The following is a 13,890-nucleotide window of genomic DNA, read 5'->3' as shown; positions in this document are numbered from 1 at the left end:
GCATCTCGACGACTGGGGGTATCCTTACGTGTTCGAGGATTTCCGCTTTCACATGACGCTGACCGGGCGCCTCGACGAAGAACGTGGTGCGGCGGTTCTCGCTTTGCTGCAGCATCGCTTTGCCGAGCTCGGCATCGATGAACTGCCGATCGACAGCATCGCGCTCTTCAGGCAGGACAGCGCGACGACGCGCTTCCGCATTGTGAAGCATGTGGCCCTGACTCAGGACTGAGCCTCATCGGCGACGCCAGACGAACAACGCGCCCTTTGCAGGCGTGTTGGCTTCCAGCCGGATGTCCGTTGCCTGCCGTTCCAGCAATTCGAAATAAGGTTCGGCGAGGCGCATGACATAGGCGTCCGCATGCGCGAAGCGGCCGGATGGCATGATCTCGAAATCATGCATGGATGTCTCGACACTCGCTGCGAAGATTCCGCCTGGGGTCATTGCCTCCGCCACTGCCGCCATCACGGCATCGAGACGACCGAAATAGATCAGCGTGTCCGCGGCGAAGACGAGATCGAACGTTGCAGCATGCGCCGCAAGATGCGTGAGCGCCTCGGCATGGGTGAGCGCGTCATAGACATCACGACGACGGGCTTGCTCGAGCATGCGTGCGGACAGGTCGACACCAGTGAGCTCGCCTGCAAGCGGCCTGAGATGAGCTCCGGCCAGACCCGTGCCGCAACCGAGATCCAGCACGTGGTCGAACGCAGTGCGATGACGGCTGACCAGCTCAGCCATTTGCTCAGGCACGCGATAGCCGAGGACATTGACCAGCTTGTCGTCGAAGCCATTTGCGAAGGCATCGAAATGCGCCTCGACATAGGAAGCCGGGACGTGATCGATGGCGCGGCCTGCAACCGCATCATTGAGATGTCGTTGCACGACATCGTCCGGATTTTCGGTGATCAGCAATTGCCCGAGCGCCGCAGCAGCGTCGCGGTGGCCATAGGCGCTCAACAGCCCGAAGCCGTCACGGATCACGGTCTCGATCGGTTCCGCCTCCGCGCCTGCCAATGCCGGATAGTCGGCAAGCGCATCCGCAATGTTGCCGGCGATCATGGTTGCGTAGGTTTTGGCGCGCGCATAGCAACGCAGGCTGTCGCCCTGGAGCGGCATCGAGGTCAGCGCCAATTCGAAGGCTTTGGCGCTCTCGGGGAATTCGCCGGTCAGGTACAGCGATTTTCCGAGCAATATGCCGGTGGCGGCGTCGGCCGACCCGGCAGCCATTACCGCGCGCAGTTCCAGGGCGGCCTCGCGATAGCGCGCCGATCTGAAATAAGTGACACCGAGCCCGAAGCGGGCATCGACCAGCGCTGCATCGAGCAACAATGCCTGCAAAAAGCCCTGTTCGGCGACCGCAACGTCGCCGGCGGCATCTGCCGCCACGGCATGACGAAGCCAGTCCTGCGCCGTGGCCATGTCGTTGCGAGGAAATTCTGCCATCTGGACGTCGTTTCGAAATCAGACCGGAAGATCGGAGACGCCGGACTCGCCTCGAATCGGAATAGCGGTCCCGTCTAGACGTGCTGCGACTGCGCGGAAAGACGCTGCAATGCCACATGGCGCAGTATCCAACAAACGGTTGAACCTGAACCGGCATTCGCCCGACTGAGAAAGGCGCCTGTCAGGCATCGCGGACGCACGCGTGGCGATTGGGGGCTGGAAATGCCTCGCGTCTGATCTTTCGAGCTATTCCAGGCGCGCGCGTTTCACGAAGCATCGACACGTTCAATCGCAGGCATCAACACAATGTCAGATCGTGTCATCCACCTTTCATCACGCTGACTCAGAGGCGCCCTAAACCGTCCCTACACAGTCCGCACACCTCGATCATGGAGTGCATCATGACGACCAACCCGACGACACAACCGCAGACGCCGCCGTTCGATGCGCAGCGCATTGCCGCGTTGCGACAGGTGCTGGACATCGCCGTGGAGCAGATCGCCGTGCAGTATCGCACGCCGGCGACCAAGGCCATGATGGCGCAGATCATCGTCCGGCACGCCGCCGATGGAATCACCGACACCAGTGCGCTGGTGAATCATGCCGTTCAAGCCGGTGCCGCAGGCGCGCCGTAGCTGTGCGATCGCACTGACGTCACACTGACCGGAAGGTAATTTGTTGCGGCTTCGTCGCATCTTGCGACGGATAAATAGCTACCACCGCTGCGCTGTCGCGCTGCTGCCATGTCTTCGCCAAAATGCATTGTGACTTTTTAACCTCAAGCCAATGACTTGGGGTGTTTTTTGCGTGCTGGCTTTGTGTGTGGGGACATGATGGAGGTGACCATGATCATGTCTGAAAATTATCTACGCGACCGCGCGGAAGACTGCAGCCGGCTGGCACAGCAAGAGAGCGACCTCGACATGTGCAGCATGTTGGCAGATCTCGAAATGGACTATCGGGCCAAAGCCGTGCACGCCGCCGCCAAGGGCTGGCGGGATCCGCCGCGTTATTTCGAAAGCCCGCGTGCGTAGAAGCAGGCCGCCATAGGCCATCATGGCCTATGCTTTGATCATGCGCACCTGCGTGCCCCAGGGATCGGCGACGGAGAATCCAGTCGCAATTGCCTCGCTGGCCATGCCCGCCTGCGTGAGGCGCGCCTTGCGATCCGCCAGTACCGCATCGTCAGCAACAGCCAGCGAAAACCAGGCGAGGCCTGTTTCGGCGACATTGCGCGCGCCGGCGCCCTCGCTCTGCCAGACATTGATCCCGAGATGATGGTGATAGCGCCCTGACGACAGGAACGCCGCGCCGGCGCGTTCGCGCGTCCGCTCCATTCCGATCAGGCCCTCATAAAACGCCCGGCCGCGCGCGATATCACCGACACGCAGATGCATGTGGCCGATACGCAGCGCGCTGGGCGCCGCATCATATTGATCACGCGTTCTGTCCGTCAGTTTTACGATGTCATCGATGTCGAGCCTGTCGGATCCCATGCTGACGCTGTCGCCGACCCACAGCCACGCCGATGCCGGCCGGTCCGAATAGACCTCGATGCCATTGCCTTCGGGATCGTCGAGATAGGAGGCTTCGCTGACGTGATGATCGGCGAAGCCGGTGAATTGCGTGCGCGTCAGCGCGGCATGCACAAGCCAGCGCGCGAAATCAGCCCGGCTCGGCATCAGGAAGGCCGTGTGATAGAGCCCTGCCCCGCTCGCGCCGGCGATCGGCGCCATCGGCCGATGGATCAGATGCAGGAGCGCAACGCCATCGACGCCGAGCACGACCTCGCTCGCAGTCTGACTGATCGTCGTGAGCTTCAGGAGATCCGTATAGAAGCGCCGCATCGCGTGGAGATCGCGGACGCGCAACGCTGCAGCCCCGATCCGCATGGGCGTCTGCTGAGCGAAAGGAATCGGTGCTGCGACGGCTTCGGCGACACCGCCTTCGGCACGCACGGCACCAAGCAGGGCGGCGTTGCTGGCAGCAAAAGCGGCGAGTTTCAGCACCTCACGGCGCGTGGTCATGACGGATCTTTCCCGCGGCGAAACGATGGTCGTCGATTAGGAATGCCGGGGAACCCGGTCAAGTCACGTTGACGTGGGAGTTTTTGTCACCGCCCCGGCGCACAATCAGGCGCCGGGCATGACGACCCAGGGCTACTCGCCCCAGGCTGCAAATGCGTCGTTGAAGGCGCGCTCGCCGGGCGAGCCCTTCTCAATCGCGATGATCGCGCGGCGCTGGTTGGTATAGACCAGCGGGATGTCGAACCAGGAACGCTCCTTCAGGAGCTGCAGGTTCCGCGACTTATCGCTCTCCACATTGCTGAGACCCACCAGGAAGAAGCCATCGGTGACCTTTACCGCGAGGCCCGCCAGCGGCGTGCCACGGGCCTGCTCGTTGGACTTCATCAGGATGCCCGGCACATTGGCGACACCGCCGCCGTTGAAATCCTGCGGCAGAACGAAAGTCAGCTCCGCCGTATGGCTGGCCGGCAGGGTGGAATCATTGTTGCGGCGGAACGACATGGTCATCTTGAACTTGCGTTCCGGGATATCGATGTCGGCGCGCACGGCGACATCGCCGGGGCGACCACCGCTGCCCTTGATCTGCTCGGTGCGCCAGACCACGGTGCCGACGAACTGCTTGCCCTTCGGCTCCGACGGATCCTCATCATAGAGAACCACGCGCTGTGCCACCGGGGCCACCTGATCAGACGGCTGTCCAACCCGATCGGTGATCTTCGGGCGTGGCGCCAGTGCCCCGTCCTTGTTCTCGCTGGTCGGCGCCGGCGTGCTGGTACTGCCGCCGAGGCCGCGCACCATGCCCGAAATCTGCGGCCACGCGAGGAACGTGCCGCCCACGATGATCAGAAGCAGGCCAAGGAACAGCAGTGTCTTGAACGGAAAACCACCGCTGACGCGCTTCGGCTTCGGCGGCTTCTGCTTCTTGCCGTCCTTGCCGCGTGCGGGCGGAGCTTCGGCATCATCAGCCTGCTGATCGTAGGACTGCTGCTCGTCGTAACCGAAGACTGCGGCGCGATCTTCCATGCTCGGCTCGAGCCGGTCGAATTCCGGCGTCGGCGACGGCACATTGGCGTAGGTCTTGCGCGCAGCGCGATTGGCCTGCGCTGCCGCGCGGCCGAGATCGTCGACATCGGCGGTGACATCGCGGAAACCGCGCATGGCGGCTTCGCCACGATCATCGCGGCCCGACGGCGGCGGGACTGGCTGATCCGGACGACGCGGAGGCACGGGACGGCCGGTGCCCGGCTCGCGCGGAATTGGTGGCGGATCGACGCGCAGCGTTCGCTGCGGGCGCTGCTCGTCCGCGCGCGGTGGCGTCGATGTCGGAGCGGCCGGTTGACGGCCGCGCGGCGACGGCTCGGTCGGGGCGGCGCCCGGCGGAGTACCGGCCCGCGCCTGGGTGGCATTGCGGAAAGCATCGCCCGCACGCGGACGATTCGCATCCGCGGCCCGCGATGCATCGCGGGCGCGCTGAGCGGCTTCGGATTCGACCTTGCGGACGGCTTCCTCGAGCGACAGGCGCTCGCGGGTGATCTCGGATTCCGAGAGCGGCGGCTCGACACTGCGCAGTTGCGCGATCAGCGCCGTGCGGGCGCGTTCATAAAGGGCACGGCGCTGCTCACCGGGGGCACTGGGGTCCAGGCCGGCGATGGCACGGGCAATCAGGGGATAGTAGTCAGCCATCTCGACTCAGTTTCGCGGGGTCCCTCAATTTGAAAGCCAACCGGTAATAGTTCGTTAAGCCTCAAACGGATTTTGCACCAGAATGGTATCATCGCGCTCTGGGCTCGTGGAGAGCAAAGCGATTGGGCAACCGACCAGTTCCTCGACGCGGCGGACATATTTGATCGCCTGAGCAGGCAGATCAGCCCAGGAACGGGCATTCGCCGTCGGCTCTTTCCAGCCTTCGATGGTCTCGTAGATCGGCTCGATCCGCTGCTGGGCGCCCTCGCCCGCCGGCAGATGGTCGATTTCCTTGCCGTCCAGCTTGTAGCCGACGCAGACCTGGATGGTGTCGAAGCCGTCGAGGATGTCGAGCTTGGTCATGGCCAAGCCATTGATGCCGCAGGTACGGACGGTCTGGCGCACCAGCACCGCGTCGAACCAGCCACAACGGCGCTTGCGGCCGGTGTTGACGCCGAATTCCTTGCCGCGACGGCCGATTTCCTCACCGATCTCGTTATCGAGTTCGGTCGGGAACGGGCCGGCGCCGACGCGCGTGGTGTAGGCCTTGCAGATGCCAAGCACATAGCCGACCGCGCCGGGACCCATGCCGGTGCCGGTCGCGGCCTGGGCAGCGACGGTGTTGGACGAGGTCACATAGGGATAGGTGCCGTGATCGACGTCGAGCAGCGCGCCCTGCGCGCCTTCGAACAGGATGCGCTTGCCTTCGCGGCGCTTGTTGTCGAGCAGTTGCCAGACCGTTTCGGCATAAGGCAGCAGCGCCGGCGCGAGTGCGGCGAGATCCTTGACGATATCGGCCGCCTTGAATTCCTCGAGGCCGAGGCCACGGCGCAGCGCGTTGTGGTGCGTCAACAGGCGCTCGACCTTGTGCGGCAGGGTCTGCAGATCGGCGAGATCCATCAGGCGGATGGCGCGACGGCCGACCTTGTCTTCGTAGGCCGGTCCGATGCCGCGCTGGGTGGTGCCGATGGCGGTGGCCTTGCTGGCATTTTCGCGCAGCGCATCGAGTTCGCGGTGCAGCGGCAGGATCAGCGTGACGTTTTCAGCAACGCGCAGATTCTCCGGACCCACATCGACGCCCTGGCCCTTCAGCTTGGCGACTTCATCGATGAACGCCTGCGGGTCGAACACCACGCCATTGCCGATCACCGAGAGCTTGCCGCCACGCACGACACCCGAGGGCAGCAGCGCCAGCTTGTAGGTCTTGCCGTCGATGACCAGCGTATGGCCGGCATTGTGGCCGCCCTGATAGCGGGCGACGACGTCCGCCTGATCCGACAACCAGTCAACGATCTTGCCCTTACCCTCGTCGCCCCATTGGGCGCCGACGACGACAACATTGGCCATGTGGCGTTAGTCCTCTGAAAATACACGCGTCAAAGCGTGATCGCTGCGGAAAACGGTCTGCCGTTTGCCGGACCACGCCCAGGCATCCGCCCAAACGCGTCTCACAAGGACGCTGTCTGCGATGCAAACCGGGAATAAAGGAAGAAGGTCGCGAAAACAAGCGCAAGGGCTGGAAAAACGCCCGCGTCAAGCGCCGGCAAACCTTTGATATCCCCTGAAAATTCCAGAGATTGCGGCGATATCCGGGCGACGGTGACCTGCCTTGCAAATCGGTCGCAATCTCAATTCGGCGTGAAAGGCCCGGGCGGTGCGCGCTGGACTATCGCACCGCAGGATGCTCGCCCCTATATCGCCACCGCACCCAGTTTACGCGCTGACGTTGAATATCGCCTTTGAGCACGTGGACGCATCACTTCCCAGGAGATTCCCATGCAAGCCTTCACCCGGGCATCCATCGCCATTCTCGCAACCATCATGGCCTGCCTCGGGACTGCATCGGCGCAACCTGCTGATTTTGGATGTACGTCAGCGCCCTCACCCGCCCAGACCCGGACGCTGACCTGTCAGGGCGGCGTCACCATCGTTGTCGAGAACGAGGCGCAGTTCACCTTGCTCGATCGCGATCGCAACGGCCGTGTCGATGGCATCAGCCTGCTGAGCAAGGCCGTGTTCGTCAGCGCGCCCAAACAGAAGAGCGGACGGCAATTCCAGGTGATCACTCCGCAGGCGATCGCCGCGGTGCGTGGTACGGAATGGGCGGTGGACGCCGAGGGCGCCAAGACGTCCGTGTTCGTGCAGACCGGACGCGTTGGCGTCCGTCGCGTTGCTGCTGGGCGTGGTGTCGTCCTTGGCCCCGGCGAAGGCGTCGATGTGGACGCAACGACCACGCCTCTGCAGGTTCGCCAATGGGGCGCACCGCGCATCGCCGCACTGATGGCTCGCCTGGGACGCTGAAGCGCATGACTGCGGTCCGCAAACTATGGGCCCCTGCGACGATGATCGTCCTTGCAGGCCTGTGGGCAGCAGGCCTGACGCTTGGACACCATGGCGGCGATATCGGCTTCATCGATCAGGTGGAGGCAACATTCACCGACCTCCGCACGCAGATCCGCGGTCCGAAGACACCGCCGGACATCGTCACCATCATTGCCATCGACGATCAGGTCGTGCGCGAGCAAGGGCAATATCCGCTCCCGCGCGGGACGCTGGCACGCCTCATCGAGCAAATTGCCAAATACCGGCCGAAGGTGCTCGCGCTCGACGTCCTGCTCGTCGACGCCGGCCCCGCGGAAGCGGACGAAGCGCTTGCGCGCGCGCTCGGCAGCACCAATTCGGTGATTGCCGCGGCCGCGATGTTCAACGAGTCCCGTCAGGCGGTCGGAAACAGGAACGCCGGCCCACTCGCCGAGCTTCCGGTCGCCTCGGGCTTTCTCACGCCACGCAAGGAATTTTCCGATCAGGCCGCAGTCGGTGTCGTCAACCTCAACACCGACAGCAGCGGCGCCCCGCGCGCCATGCCGATGCTGATCCGCTCCACCGATCGCATTATGGTGTCGATGCCGCTGCGGGTTGCCGGCGCAGCGAGCGGCGACGAATTGCTGATCGACAACAACACGTTCAAATTCGGCGACCACGGCGTGCCGACCGATGTCGGCCACCTGCTCCCGATGTCCTATTACGGCCCGCGCGGCACCATCCACACCATCGGCGCGTCACGCGTGCTGGCCGATGAAGTCGCCCCCTCGGACATCGAGGGCCGCGTGGTCGTGATTGGCGTCACCGTCACCGGCGGCGGCGATACATTCTCGACGCCATTCGATCCCGTGATGCCCGGTGTCGAGGTCGTATCCACCGCCATTACGCATCTGCTCGCGCAAGACACGCTCGTGCGCAATGTGACCGTCCGGCTGTTCGACGCGATCTTTTCGATTGCCTTGGCGATGCTGTGCGTTGCGCTGCTGGCATGGCGACGCAATACGGCCGGCCTGCTGACCATCGTCGTTGTCATCGCGCTGTGGGCGGCGCTCAACACCACCGCCTACGCCCACGGCATCTGGATGAGCGCCGCACTGCCACTGCTTGCCGCCGGACCGCCAGCGATTGCCTTTGGCGCTCTGCAGATCTGGATTGGCCGGGAGCATGCCGCGCATCTCGATGCCCGCAGCGCATTGATGCGGCAATTCCATGCGCCCCGCCTGCGCGAATGGATCATTAGCTATCCCGACTTCCTGCTGCATCCCCGCCATCAGGACGCAGCGATCATCTTCATTGATCTCTCGCGCTTCACGGCCCTCAGCGAAACCACCGACCCGCACAGGGTGCGCGAGATGCTGAAATCGTTTCACGCCCTGATCGATCAGGTGACCGTCGCCCATGGCGGCCTCGTGATCAACTTCATGGGCGACGGCGCAATGATCCTGTTTGGACTGCCCGAACCGGCCGACGACGACGCAGCACGCGCCGTACAATGCTGCATCGATCTCACCGATCGTGCCGAGCAATGGCTCGGAACGCTGCCTCCATCGCTGTCTGCAAAGACCGGCTTCAAGATCGGCGCGCATTTCGGCGAGATCGTCGCCTCACGCCTCGGCGGCGACAGTTACCAGCAGATCACCGCGACCGGCGACACGGTCAACATCGCGAGCCGTTTGATGGAAGTCGCCGCATCCCGCGGCGCCAGCGTCGCCATGACCGACAGCCTGCTCTGCAAAGCCGGCGAGGCTTCGTCCATCCGGCATACGGGTACGTTGTCGGGCCCCGCTTTTGCCGATATCCGCGGTCGCCGCACCGGCGTCAACGTATGGTTCTGGCGGAACGATACGGCGCAGAGAGACCGCGTCTAAACGGCAGCGATGACAAGACGTCCGTGCATGAGGGGAACACAGCGGCCCGCGATACGGACGCGCTCCACTTTCCCACCGAGTTTCTGAACATCGACCTCGATCCTGCTCGGCCGCCCCATTTCGATCCCCTGCTCGATGACAATGCTCGCCGTCATGTCGCTCCGCCTGTCGAGGCTGCAGAGATAGGCAGCGAGTGCCGCGCAGGCACTGCCCGTCGCAGGATCTTCCGGAATATTGCTGAGCGGCGCAAACATGCGGGCACGCAAGTGTTCGATGCCATGGCCGGCGCGGACATAGGCGAAGGTCGCAAAGCGATCATCACGGTGCCAATACGCACGTCCTGCCGACGTGAACGCCGCCATATCGGGACGTGCAGCAGCGAGCGCGTCGGGACTGGCCAGTTCGGCGACCGCAAATGGCAGCCCGACAGACACGATGCTGGGCTCGTGCGCATCAGCGACAATGGCTTCCGGCGCCAGCGACAGGCACCCCGCCATGACTTCTGGCGCGACGGCTTTGCCGATCGTCAACGCCTGCGGCGCGACAAAGCCCGCGCCGACGACGAGACCGCCCTCCCGGATGAGATCGAGATGGACCAGCCCCGCCGTCTCTTCAAAAACCATCTCCGCGCCAACCGGCTTGCCGAACACCTCACCCATACGTCCGAGCACAAAGGCCGTGCCGACATTGGGATGACCCGCGAACGGGATTTCATCGGTCGGCGTAAAGATCCGGACTCGCGCGGTGTGCGCGGGATCATCAGGCGGAAACACGAAAGTCGTTTCTGAGTAGTTGAATTCGCGCGCGATTTTCTGGAAGTCGGCCTCGGCGATACCGCGGGCATCAGGAAACACCGCGAGCGGATTGCCGCCAAATGGCGTATCGGTGAAAACATCGACGGTCATATATTCGGACATGGCACATCTTCCTCCCGTGGCCACAGCCATGGTTGGCAATCCGGGTTTGAAGCTGCAATCATAGGCGAAAATTCGATGACTGGAAGGACACGCGCCATGCCCGCCTGCCGCTTGCACTATTTTCCGGAGTCCGGAAACAGCTTCAAACTCGCGCTGATGCTAGCGCTCTGCGGGCAATCGTTCGAGCCGGTCTGGACCGATTTCAACGGCGGCGTGACGCGGAGCAAGGAATGGCGCGCAGCGGTCAATCCGATGGGCGAGATCCCGGTGCTGGAGATTGACGGCGAAAAGCTGACACAGACTGCACCGATCCTGCTGCAACTCGCGCAGCAGTTCGGCAAGTTCGGCGGCGACAATGATGCGGAGCGGTTTGAGATTCTGCGCTGGCTGTTCTGGGATAATCACAAGCTCACCGGCTACATGGCAACCTATCGTTTCCAGCGCGCGTTCATGTCGTCGGTCGATCCACACGTCCAGGCCTATTTCCGCAAGCGGCTCGGCGATTTCCTTGGCATTCTGGAAACGCATTTGCAGAGCAACGCCTTCGCGATCGGCGCAAAGCCCAGCGTCGCTGACATCTCGATGATCGCCTATCTGCACTTTCCCTCCGACGAGCATGGGTTCGACTTCGCAGTCACCCATCCTGCCATCCGCGCATGGCTTGACCGCATGGCGGCATTGCCGGGCTATAAGCCCGCTTATGAACTCTTGCCTGGTCAGCGCATGACGAACTATGCCAAGGACGGATCGCGCGACTGATCCGACACATGAACAACAAGAAAATCACCTGAGGAACGACATGGCCCGTATCGACTACAGCGATCCCGCAACCGCCAGCGAACGCACCCGCGAACTGCTCGGCAAGAACCGCAGCGCCAACATCTTCCGCATGATGGCGCATTCGCCGAGCTATCTCGAACAATATTGCCGGCTCGGTGGCGCGATCCGCAACAAGGGAGAGCTCGATCCCGTCATTCGCGAGCTGGCCATCACGCGTACCGGCATTCTCTGCGAGGCCCCCTACGAAGTCGCCGCGCACAAGCGGATCGGCGGCTATGTCGGCGTCAGCGACGCACAGAATGACGCGCTGGAGAACTGGCAGGCTGCGACCTGCTTCGACGAGACCCAGCGCGCCGCCCTCGCCTTCACCGACGAGATCGTGAAGCTGCATCGTCCGACCGATGCGACTTTCAAGGCCATTGCAGCGAAGCTGACACCCGGCGCGCTGGTGGAGCTGCAGCTATCGGTCGGCTTCTACATCATGACCTCGAAATTCCTCGAGACCTTTGCTATCGACATGCAGCCGGTCACCGACGTGGTGTGACCTCCCCAACGAGCCTTCCGATGTCCAAGTCCACCCGCGCCACCCAGACACTGACAAAGCTGGGCGCTGTCTTCACGCTGCACAGCTATGACTATGATCCCGATGCGGAGAGCATCGGGCTGCAGGCGGCGGAGGCGCTCGGCATTGCCCCGCAACGCATGCTGAAGACGCTGATGGCGGAGGTGGACGGCAAGCCGGTCTGCGTGGTGGTGCCATCGGACAAGGAAGTGAGCATGAAGAAGCTCGCCGCGGCCTTTCGCGGCAAGTCGGCCAGGATGATGCGACCGGCGGATGCCGAGCGCATCACCGGCTATCACGTAGGCGGCATCAGCCCGTTCGGGCAGAAGAAGCGCGTGCCGACGGCGATGGAGCAGGCTGCGCTTGCGGAGACCACCGTCTATCTCAACGGCGGCCAGCGCGGGCTGCAGATCGAGATTGCCCCGGACGCCGCGCGAACCGCGCTGGATGCAGCGGTTGCCGCACTGACGGACTGACGCCCATCACACTCCCGGCATTGCGACAATGAACCATCGCCGCCAGCGGGAACACAGATATAGACTTCGCATTGTTATCGTCGAACCTCAAAGGGAGCATCGACATGCGCGCGATCCTGGCAGCTACCGCACTTCTCGTCGCCGCTGGCGGCCTCAGCAGCATCGGTGCCACATCGGCCGAAGCCCGCGAATATCCGTGGTGCTCGCGCACCTCGGCTTCCGGCTTCAATCCGAGCTGCGACTTCACATCCTATGGCCAATGCATGGCCACCGTGAGCGGCCAGCGGGGCGACTGCATGCGCAATCCCTTTGTCGCCTTTGGCGAACAGCGCCAGCCGCGCCGCAAGGGCCAGCAATATCGCGAGCAGCCGAACGACTGGAACAATGGCTGGAATAACAATGGCTGGAACCAGCGCTGGTAGGCGGCTGGGTCAGGCTTTTCGCCAATACGCCCAGGCGGCGATGGCGATGGGCAGACCGACGCCAAACCACGAGAAATAGCGGCCGAGATCGCCGGCGAGCAGCGCCGACAGAAGGCCCGCAAGCGACAGCACCCCGACCATGATCGGTGCCCCGAAGACGCGGAGCCATTGCGGACGCTGCGACGGCATGCGGCCGCTCATCGCGACACCTGTGCGATCCCTGCCGCGTCCGGAGTGACACGCGCAGGCCGCCGTTGTTTGCGACGGCGCGCGATGTAGAGGTAAAGGCCACTGCCGAGCACGATGATCGTGAACACCGTCAGCAGCGCCCAGATGATCTTGAGCGGCATGCCGCCATAGTCACCAAAATGCAGTGGCTGCGAGACCAGTACGGCCTTCAGACAGACCGGCAGATCACTGGTGCTGGAGACCGCGCCCGTTTCGCCGTCGAGCAGAACAGGCTTCACAAGGCGCGACGTCAAAGGCGTATCGCCGCGCAAAAAGACCGCGAAGTGATGCGTCGACGTGAACGGCGTACCGGGAAAGGCGATGAAGGCCGGCTCCATGCCCGGGGTTGCCTTCATGGCATTGCCGAGCACGGTGTCCAGCGATGCGAGCGTTGTCGGCGTGGGCTGGCCTGCATAGGGCGCCGCGATGGCGGTGAGTTCGTTGCGCTGCCAGACCCCGAGCAGGAGTTCGGCATAGGCATTGAGCACGCCGGTGCCGCCCACCACCAGCGCCCAGACGACGGTGACCACGCCCAGCAGATTGTGCCAGTCGAGCCACCAGACCCGCCGGGACTTCTTCCTGCGGATCGCCGCGAAATCCAGCCGCCGCGTGAACGGCCAATACAGCACCACGCCGGACACGATGGCGATCATGAAGACGAAGCCCATCAGCCCCATGAACCACTTGCCGGGCAGGCCGAGATACATGTCGGTGTGAAGACGCAGCATCACCAGCATCGGCCCGGTGCCGAGCAGGCCCACGGGCTTGGCCGTATAGGCATCGAGCGCCTTCACCACCGTGGTCTGCGGATCGGAGGTCACGGTCTTGTTGGTGAAGGTGGAAACCATCCAGGGCTCGTCCTTGTCCCAGCCCATATAGAGCATGACATTGCCGGGATGATCGGCGAGCGCAGCGCGGCTGATCTCATCGAGGCTGAGCTTGGCTGCGCCGGCAGGACGCACGTCCGCCTGGGGCGAATAGCCGAGCGCATCGTCGATCTCATGATGAAAGATCAGCGGCAGGCCGGTGAGGCAAAGCAGCAGCAGGAAAACCGTGGAGATGAGACTGGTCCAGGTGTGGATCACCGACCAGATGCGGGCCGTTCGTGCTTGCAACGGATCGCTCCTTCAAAAGCCGCAAATGCAAATGTCGTCCCCG

16 protein-coding genes are annotated in these 13,890 nt (G+C 63.4%); 9 read left to right on the top strand and 7 right to left on the bottom strand.

What is annotated here, in order from left to right:
* On the top strand, positions 1-232 hold a 232-nt coding region (locus tag ACIQ17_RS04410), incomplete at its 5' end, for a DUF1045 domain-containing protein (protein ID WP_398465791.1).
* A gap of 3 nt (positions 233-235) precedes the next feature.
* Here the strand turns inward: ACIQ17_RS04410 and ACIQ17_RS04405 are convergent.
* Positions 236-1,447, bottom strand: a complete 1,212-nt coding sequence (locus ACIQ17_RS04405) for a methyltransferase domain-containing protein (protein WP_398465789.1) — start codon at positions 1,445-1,447, stop codon at positions 236-238.
* A gap of 401 nt (positions 1,448-1,848) precedes the next feature.
* Between ACIQ17_RS04405 and ACIQ17_RS04400 the strand changes: the two genes are divergently transcribed.
* Both ACIQ17_RS04400 and ACIQ17_RS04395 read left to right on the top strand, forming a co-directional pair.
* Complete coding sequence (locus tag ACIQ17_RS04400; RefSeq protein WP_398465787.1) at positions 1,849-2,082, top strand: hypothetical protein; 234 nt, start codon at positions 1,849-1,851, stop codon at positions 2,080-2,082.
* Positions 2,083-2,277: 195 nt separating this feature from the next.
* On the top strand, positions 2,278-2,481 hold the full coding sequence (locus ACIQ17_RS04395; protein WP_398465785.1) for a hypothetical protein: 204 nt from the start codon (positions 2,278-2,280) through the stop codon (positions 2,479-2,481).
* 27 nt (positions 2,482-2,508) lie between these two features.
* Here the strand turns inward: ACIQ17_RS04395 and ACIQ17_RS04390 are convergent, their stop codons facing one another.
* The 3 genes from ACIQ17_RS04390 to ACIQ17_RS04380 all read right to left on the bottom strand — a co-directional run bounded on the left by ACIQ17_RS04390 (position 2,509) and on the right by ACIQ17_RS04380 (position 6,504).
* Complete coding sequence (locus tag ACIQ17_RS04390; protein WP_398465783.1) at positions 2,509-3,474, bottom strand: VOC family protein; 966 nt, start codon at positions 3,472-3,474, stop codon at positions 2,509-2,511.
* Positions 3,475-3,606: 132 nt separating this feature from the next.
* The gene (locus ACIQ17_RS04385; protein ID WP_398465781.1) at positions 3,607-5,157 is read right to left on the bottom strand and encodes a hypothetical protein; all 1,551 of its coding nucleotides are present in this window, start codon (positions 5,155-5,157) and stop codon (positions 3,607-3,609) included.
* Between the two features lie 54 nt (positions 5,158-5,211).
* Positions 5,212-6,504: an adenylosuccinate synthase gene (locus ACIQ17_RS04380; protein WP_398465779.1), complete on the bottom strand. Its 1,293-nt coding sequence runs from the start codon at positions 6,502-6,504 to the stop codon at positions 5,212-5,214.
* A gap of 429 nt (positions 6,505-6,933) precedes the next feature.
* Between ACIQ17_RS04380 and ACIQ17_RS04375 the strand changes: the two genes are divergently transcribed.
* Positions 6,934-7,458 carry a FecR domain-containing protein gene (locus ACIQ17_RS04375; RefSeq protein WP_398465777.1) on the top strand — a complete coding sequence of 175 codons (525 nt, stop codon included), beginning with the start codon at positions 6,934-6,936 and terminating at the stop codon, positions 7,456-7,458.
* 5 nt (positions 7,459-7,463) lie between these two features.
* Positions 7,464-9,347 (top strand): CHASE2 domain-containing protein, encoded by a 1,884-nt coding sequence (locus ACIQ17_RS04370; RefSeq protein ID WP_398465775.1) that lies wholly within the window; start codon positions 7,464-7,466, stop codon positions 9,345-9,347.
* Here the strand turns inward: ACIQ17_RS04370 and ACIQ17_RS04365 are convergent.
* Positions 9,344-10,264, bottom strand: coding sequence for a PhzF family phenazine biosynthesis protein (locus ACIQ17_RS04365; protein ID WP_398465773.1), 921 nt, complete (start codon positions 10,262-10,264; stop codon positions 9,344-9,346). The genes ACIQ17_RS04370 and ACIQ17_RS04365 overlap by 4 nt on opposite strands.
* Positions 10,265-10,360: 96 nt before the next feature.
* Between ACIQ17_RS04365 and ACIQ17_RS04360 the strand changes: the two genes are divergently transcribed.
* From ACIQ17_RS04360 to ACIQ17_RS04345, 4 genes are all read left to right on the top strand, one after another.
* Complete coding sequence (locus ACIQ17_RS04360; RefSeq protein ID WP_398465771.1) at positions 10,361-11,023, top strand: glutathione S-transferase family protein; 663 nt, start codon at positions 10,361-10,363, stop codon at positions 11,021-11,023.
* A gap of 40 nt (positions 11,024-11,063) precedes the next feature.
* On the top strand, positions 11,064-11,588 hold the full coding sequence (locus tag ACIQ17_RS04355; RefSeq protein WP_398465769.1) for a carboxymuconolactone decarboxylase family protein: 525 nt from the start codon (positions 11,064-11,066) through the stop codon (positions 11,586-11,588).
* A 20-nt stretch (positions 11,589-11,608) separates the two neighbouring features.
* Positions 11,609-12,082: a Cys-tRNA(Pro) deacylase gene (ybaK, locus tag ACIQ17_RS04350; RefSeq protein ID WP_398465767.1), complete on the top strand. Its 474-nt coding sequence runs from the start codon at positions 11,609-11,611 to the stop codon at positions 12,080-12,082.
* Between the two features lie 104 nt (positions 12,083-12,186).
* A complete protein-coding gene (locus ACIQ17_RS04345) occupies positions 12,187-12,504 on the top strand; it encodes a DUF3551 domain-containing protein (RefSeq protein WP_398465765.1) in 318 nt (105 codons plus the stop codon).
* 9 nt (positions 12,505-12,513) lie between these two features.
* Here the strand turns inward: ACIQ17_RS04345 and ACIQ17_RS04340 are convergent, their stop codons facing one another.
* Together ACIQ17_RS04340 and ACIQ17_RS04335 are read right to left on the bottom strand one after the other, a co-directional pair.
* The gene (locus ACIQ17_RS04340; protein ID WP_398465763.1) at positions 12,514-12,693 is read right to left on the bottom strand and encodes a hypothetical protein; all 180 of its coding nucleotides are present in this window, start codon (positions 12,691-12,693) and stop codon (positions 12,514-12,516) included.
* A gap of 8 nt (positions 12,694-12,701) precedes the next feature.
* Positions 12,702-13,847: a PepSY-associated TM helix domain-containing protein gene (locus tag ACIQ17_RS04335; RefSeq protein ID WP_398465761.1), complete on the bottom strand. Its 1,146-nt coding sequence runs from the start codon at positions 13,845-13,847 to the stop codon at positions 12,702-12,704.
* Positions 13,848-13,890 lie beyond the last annotated feature (43 nt).

Origin of the sequence: Tardiphaga sp., assembly GCF_044340795.1 — a bacterium.
Lineage (GTDB): Bacteria > Pseudomonadota > Alphaproteobacteria > Rhizobiales > Xanthobacteraceae > Tardiphaga.
Note: the sequence above shows the minus strand (reverse complement) of the source record. Positions and strands in the feature narration are given on the sequence as shown.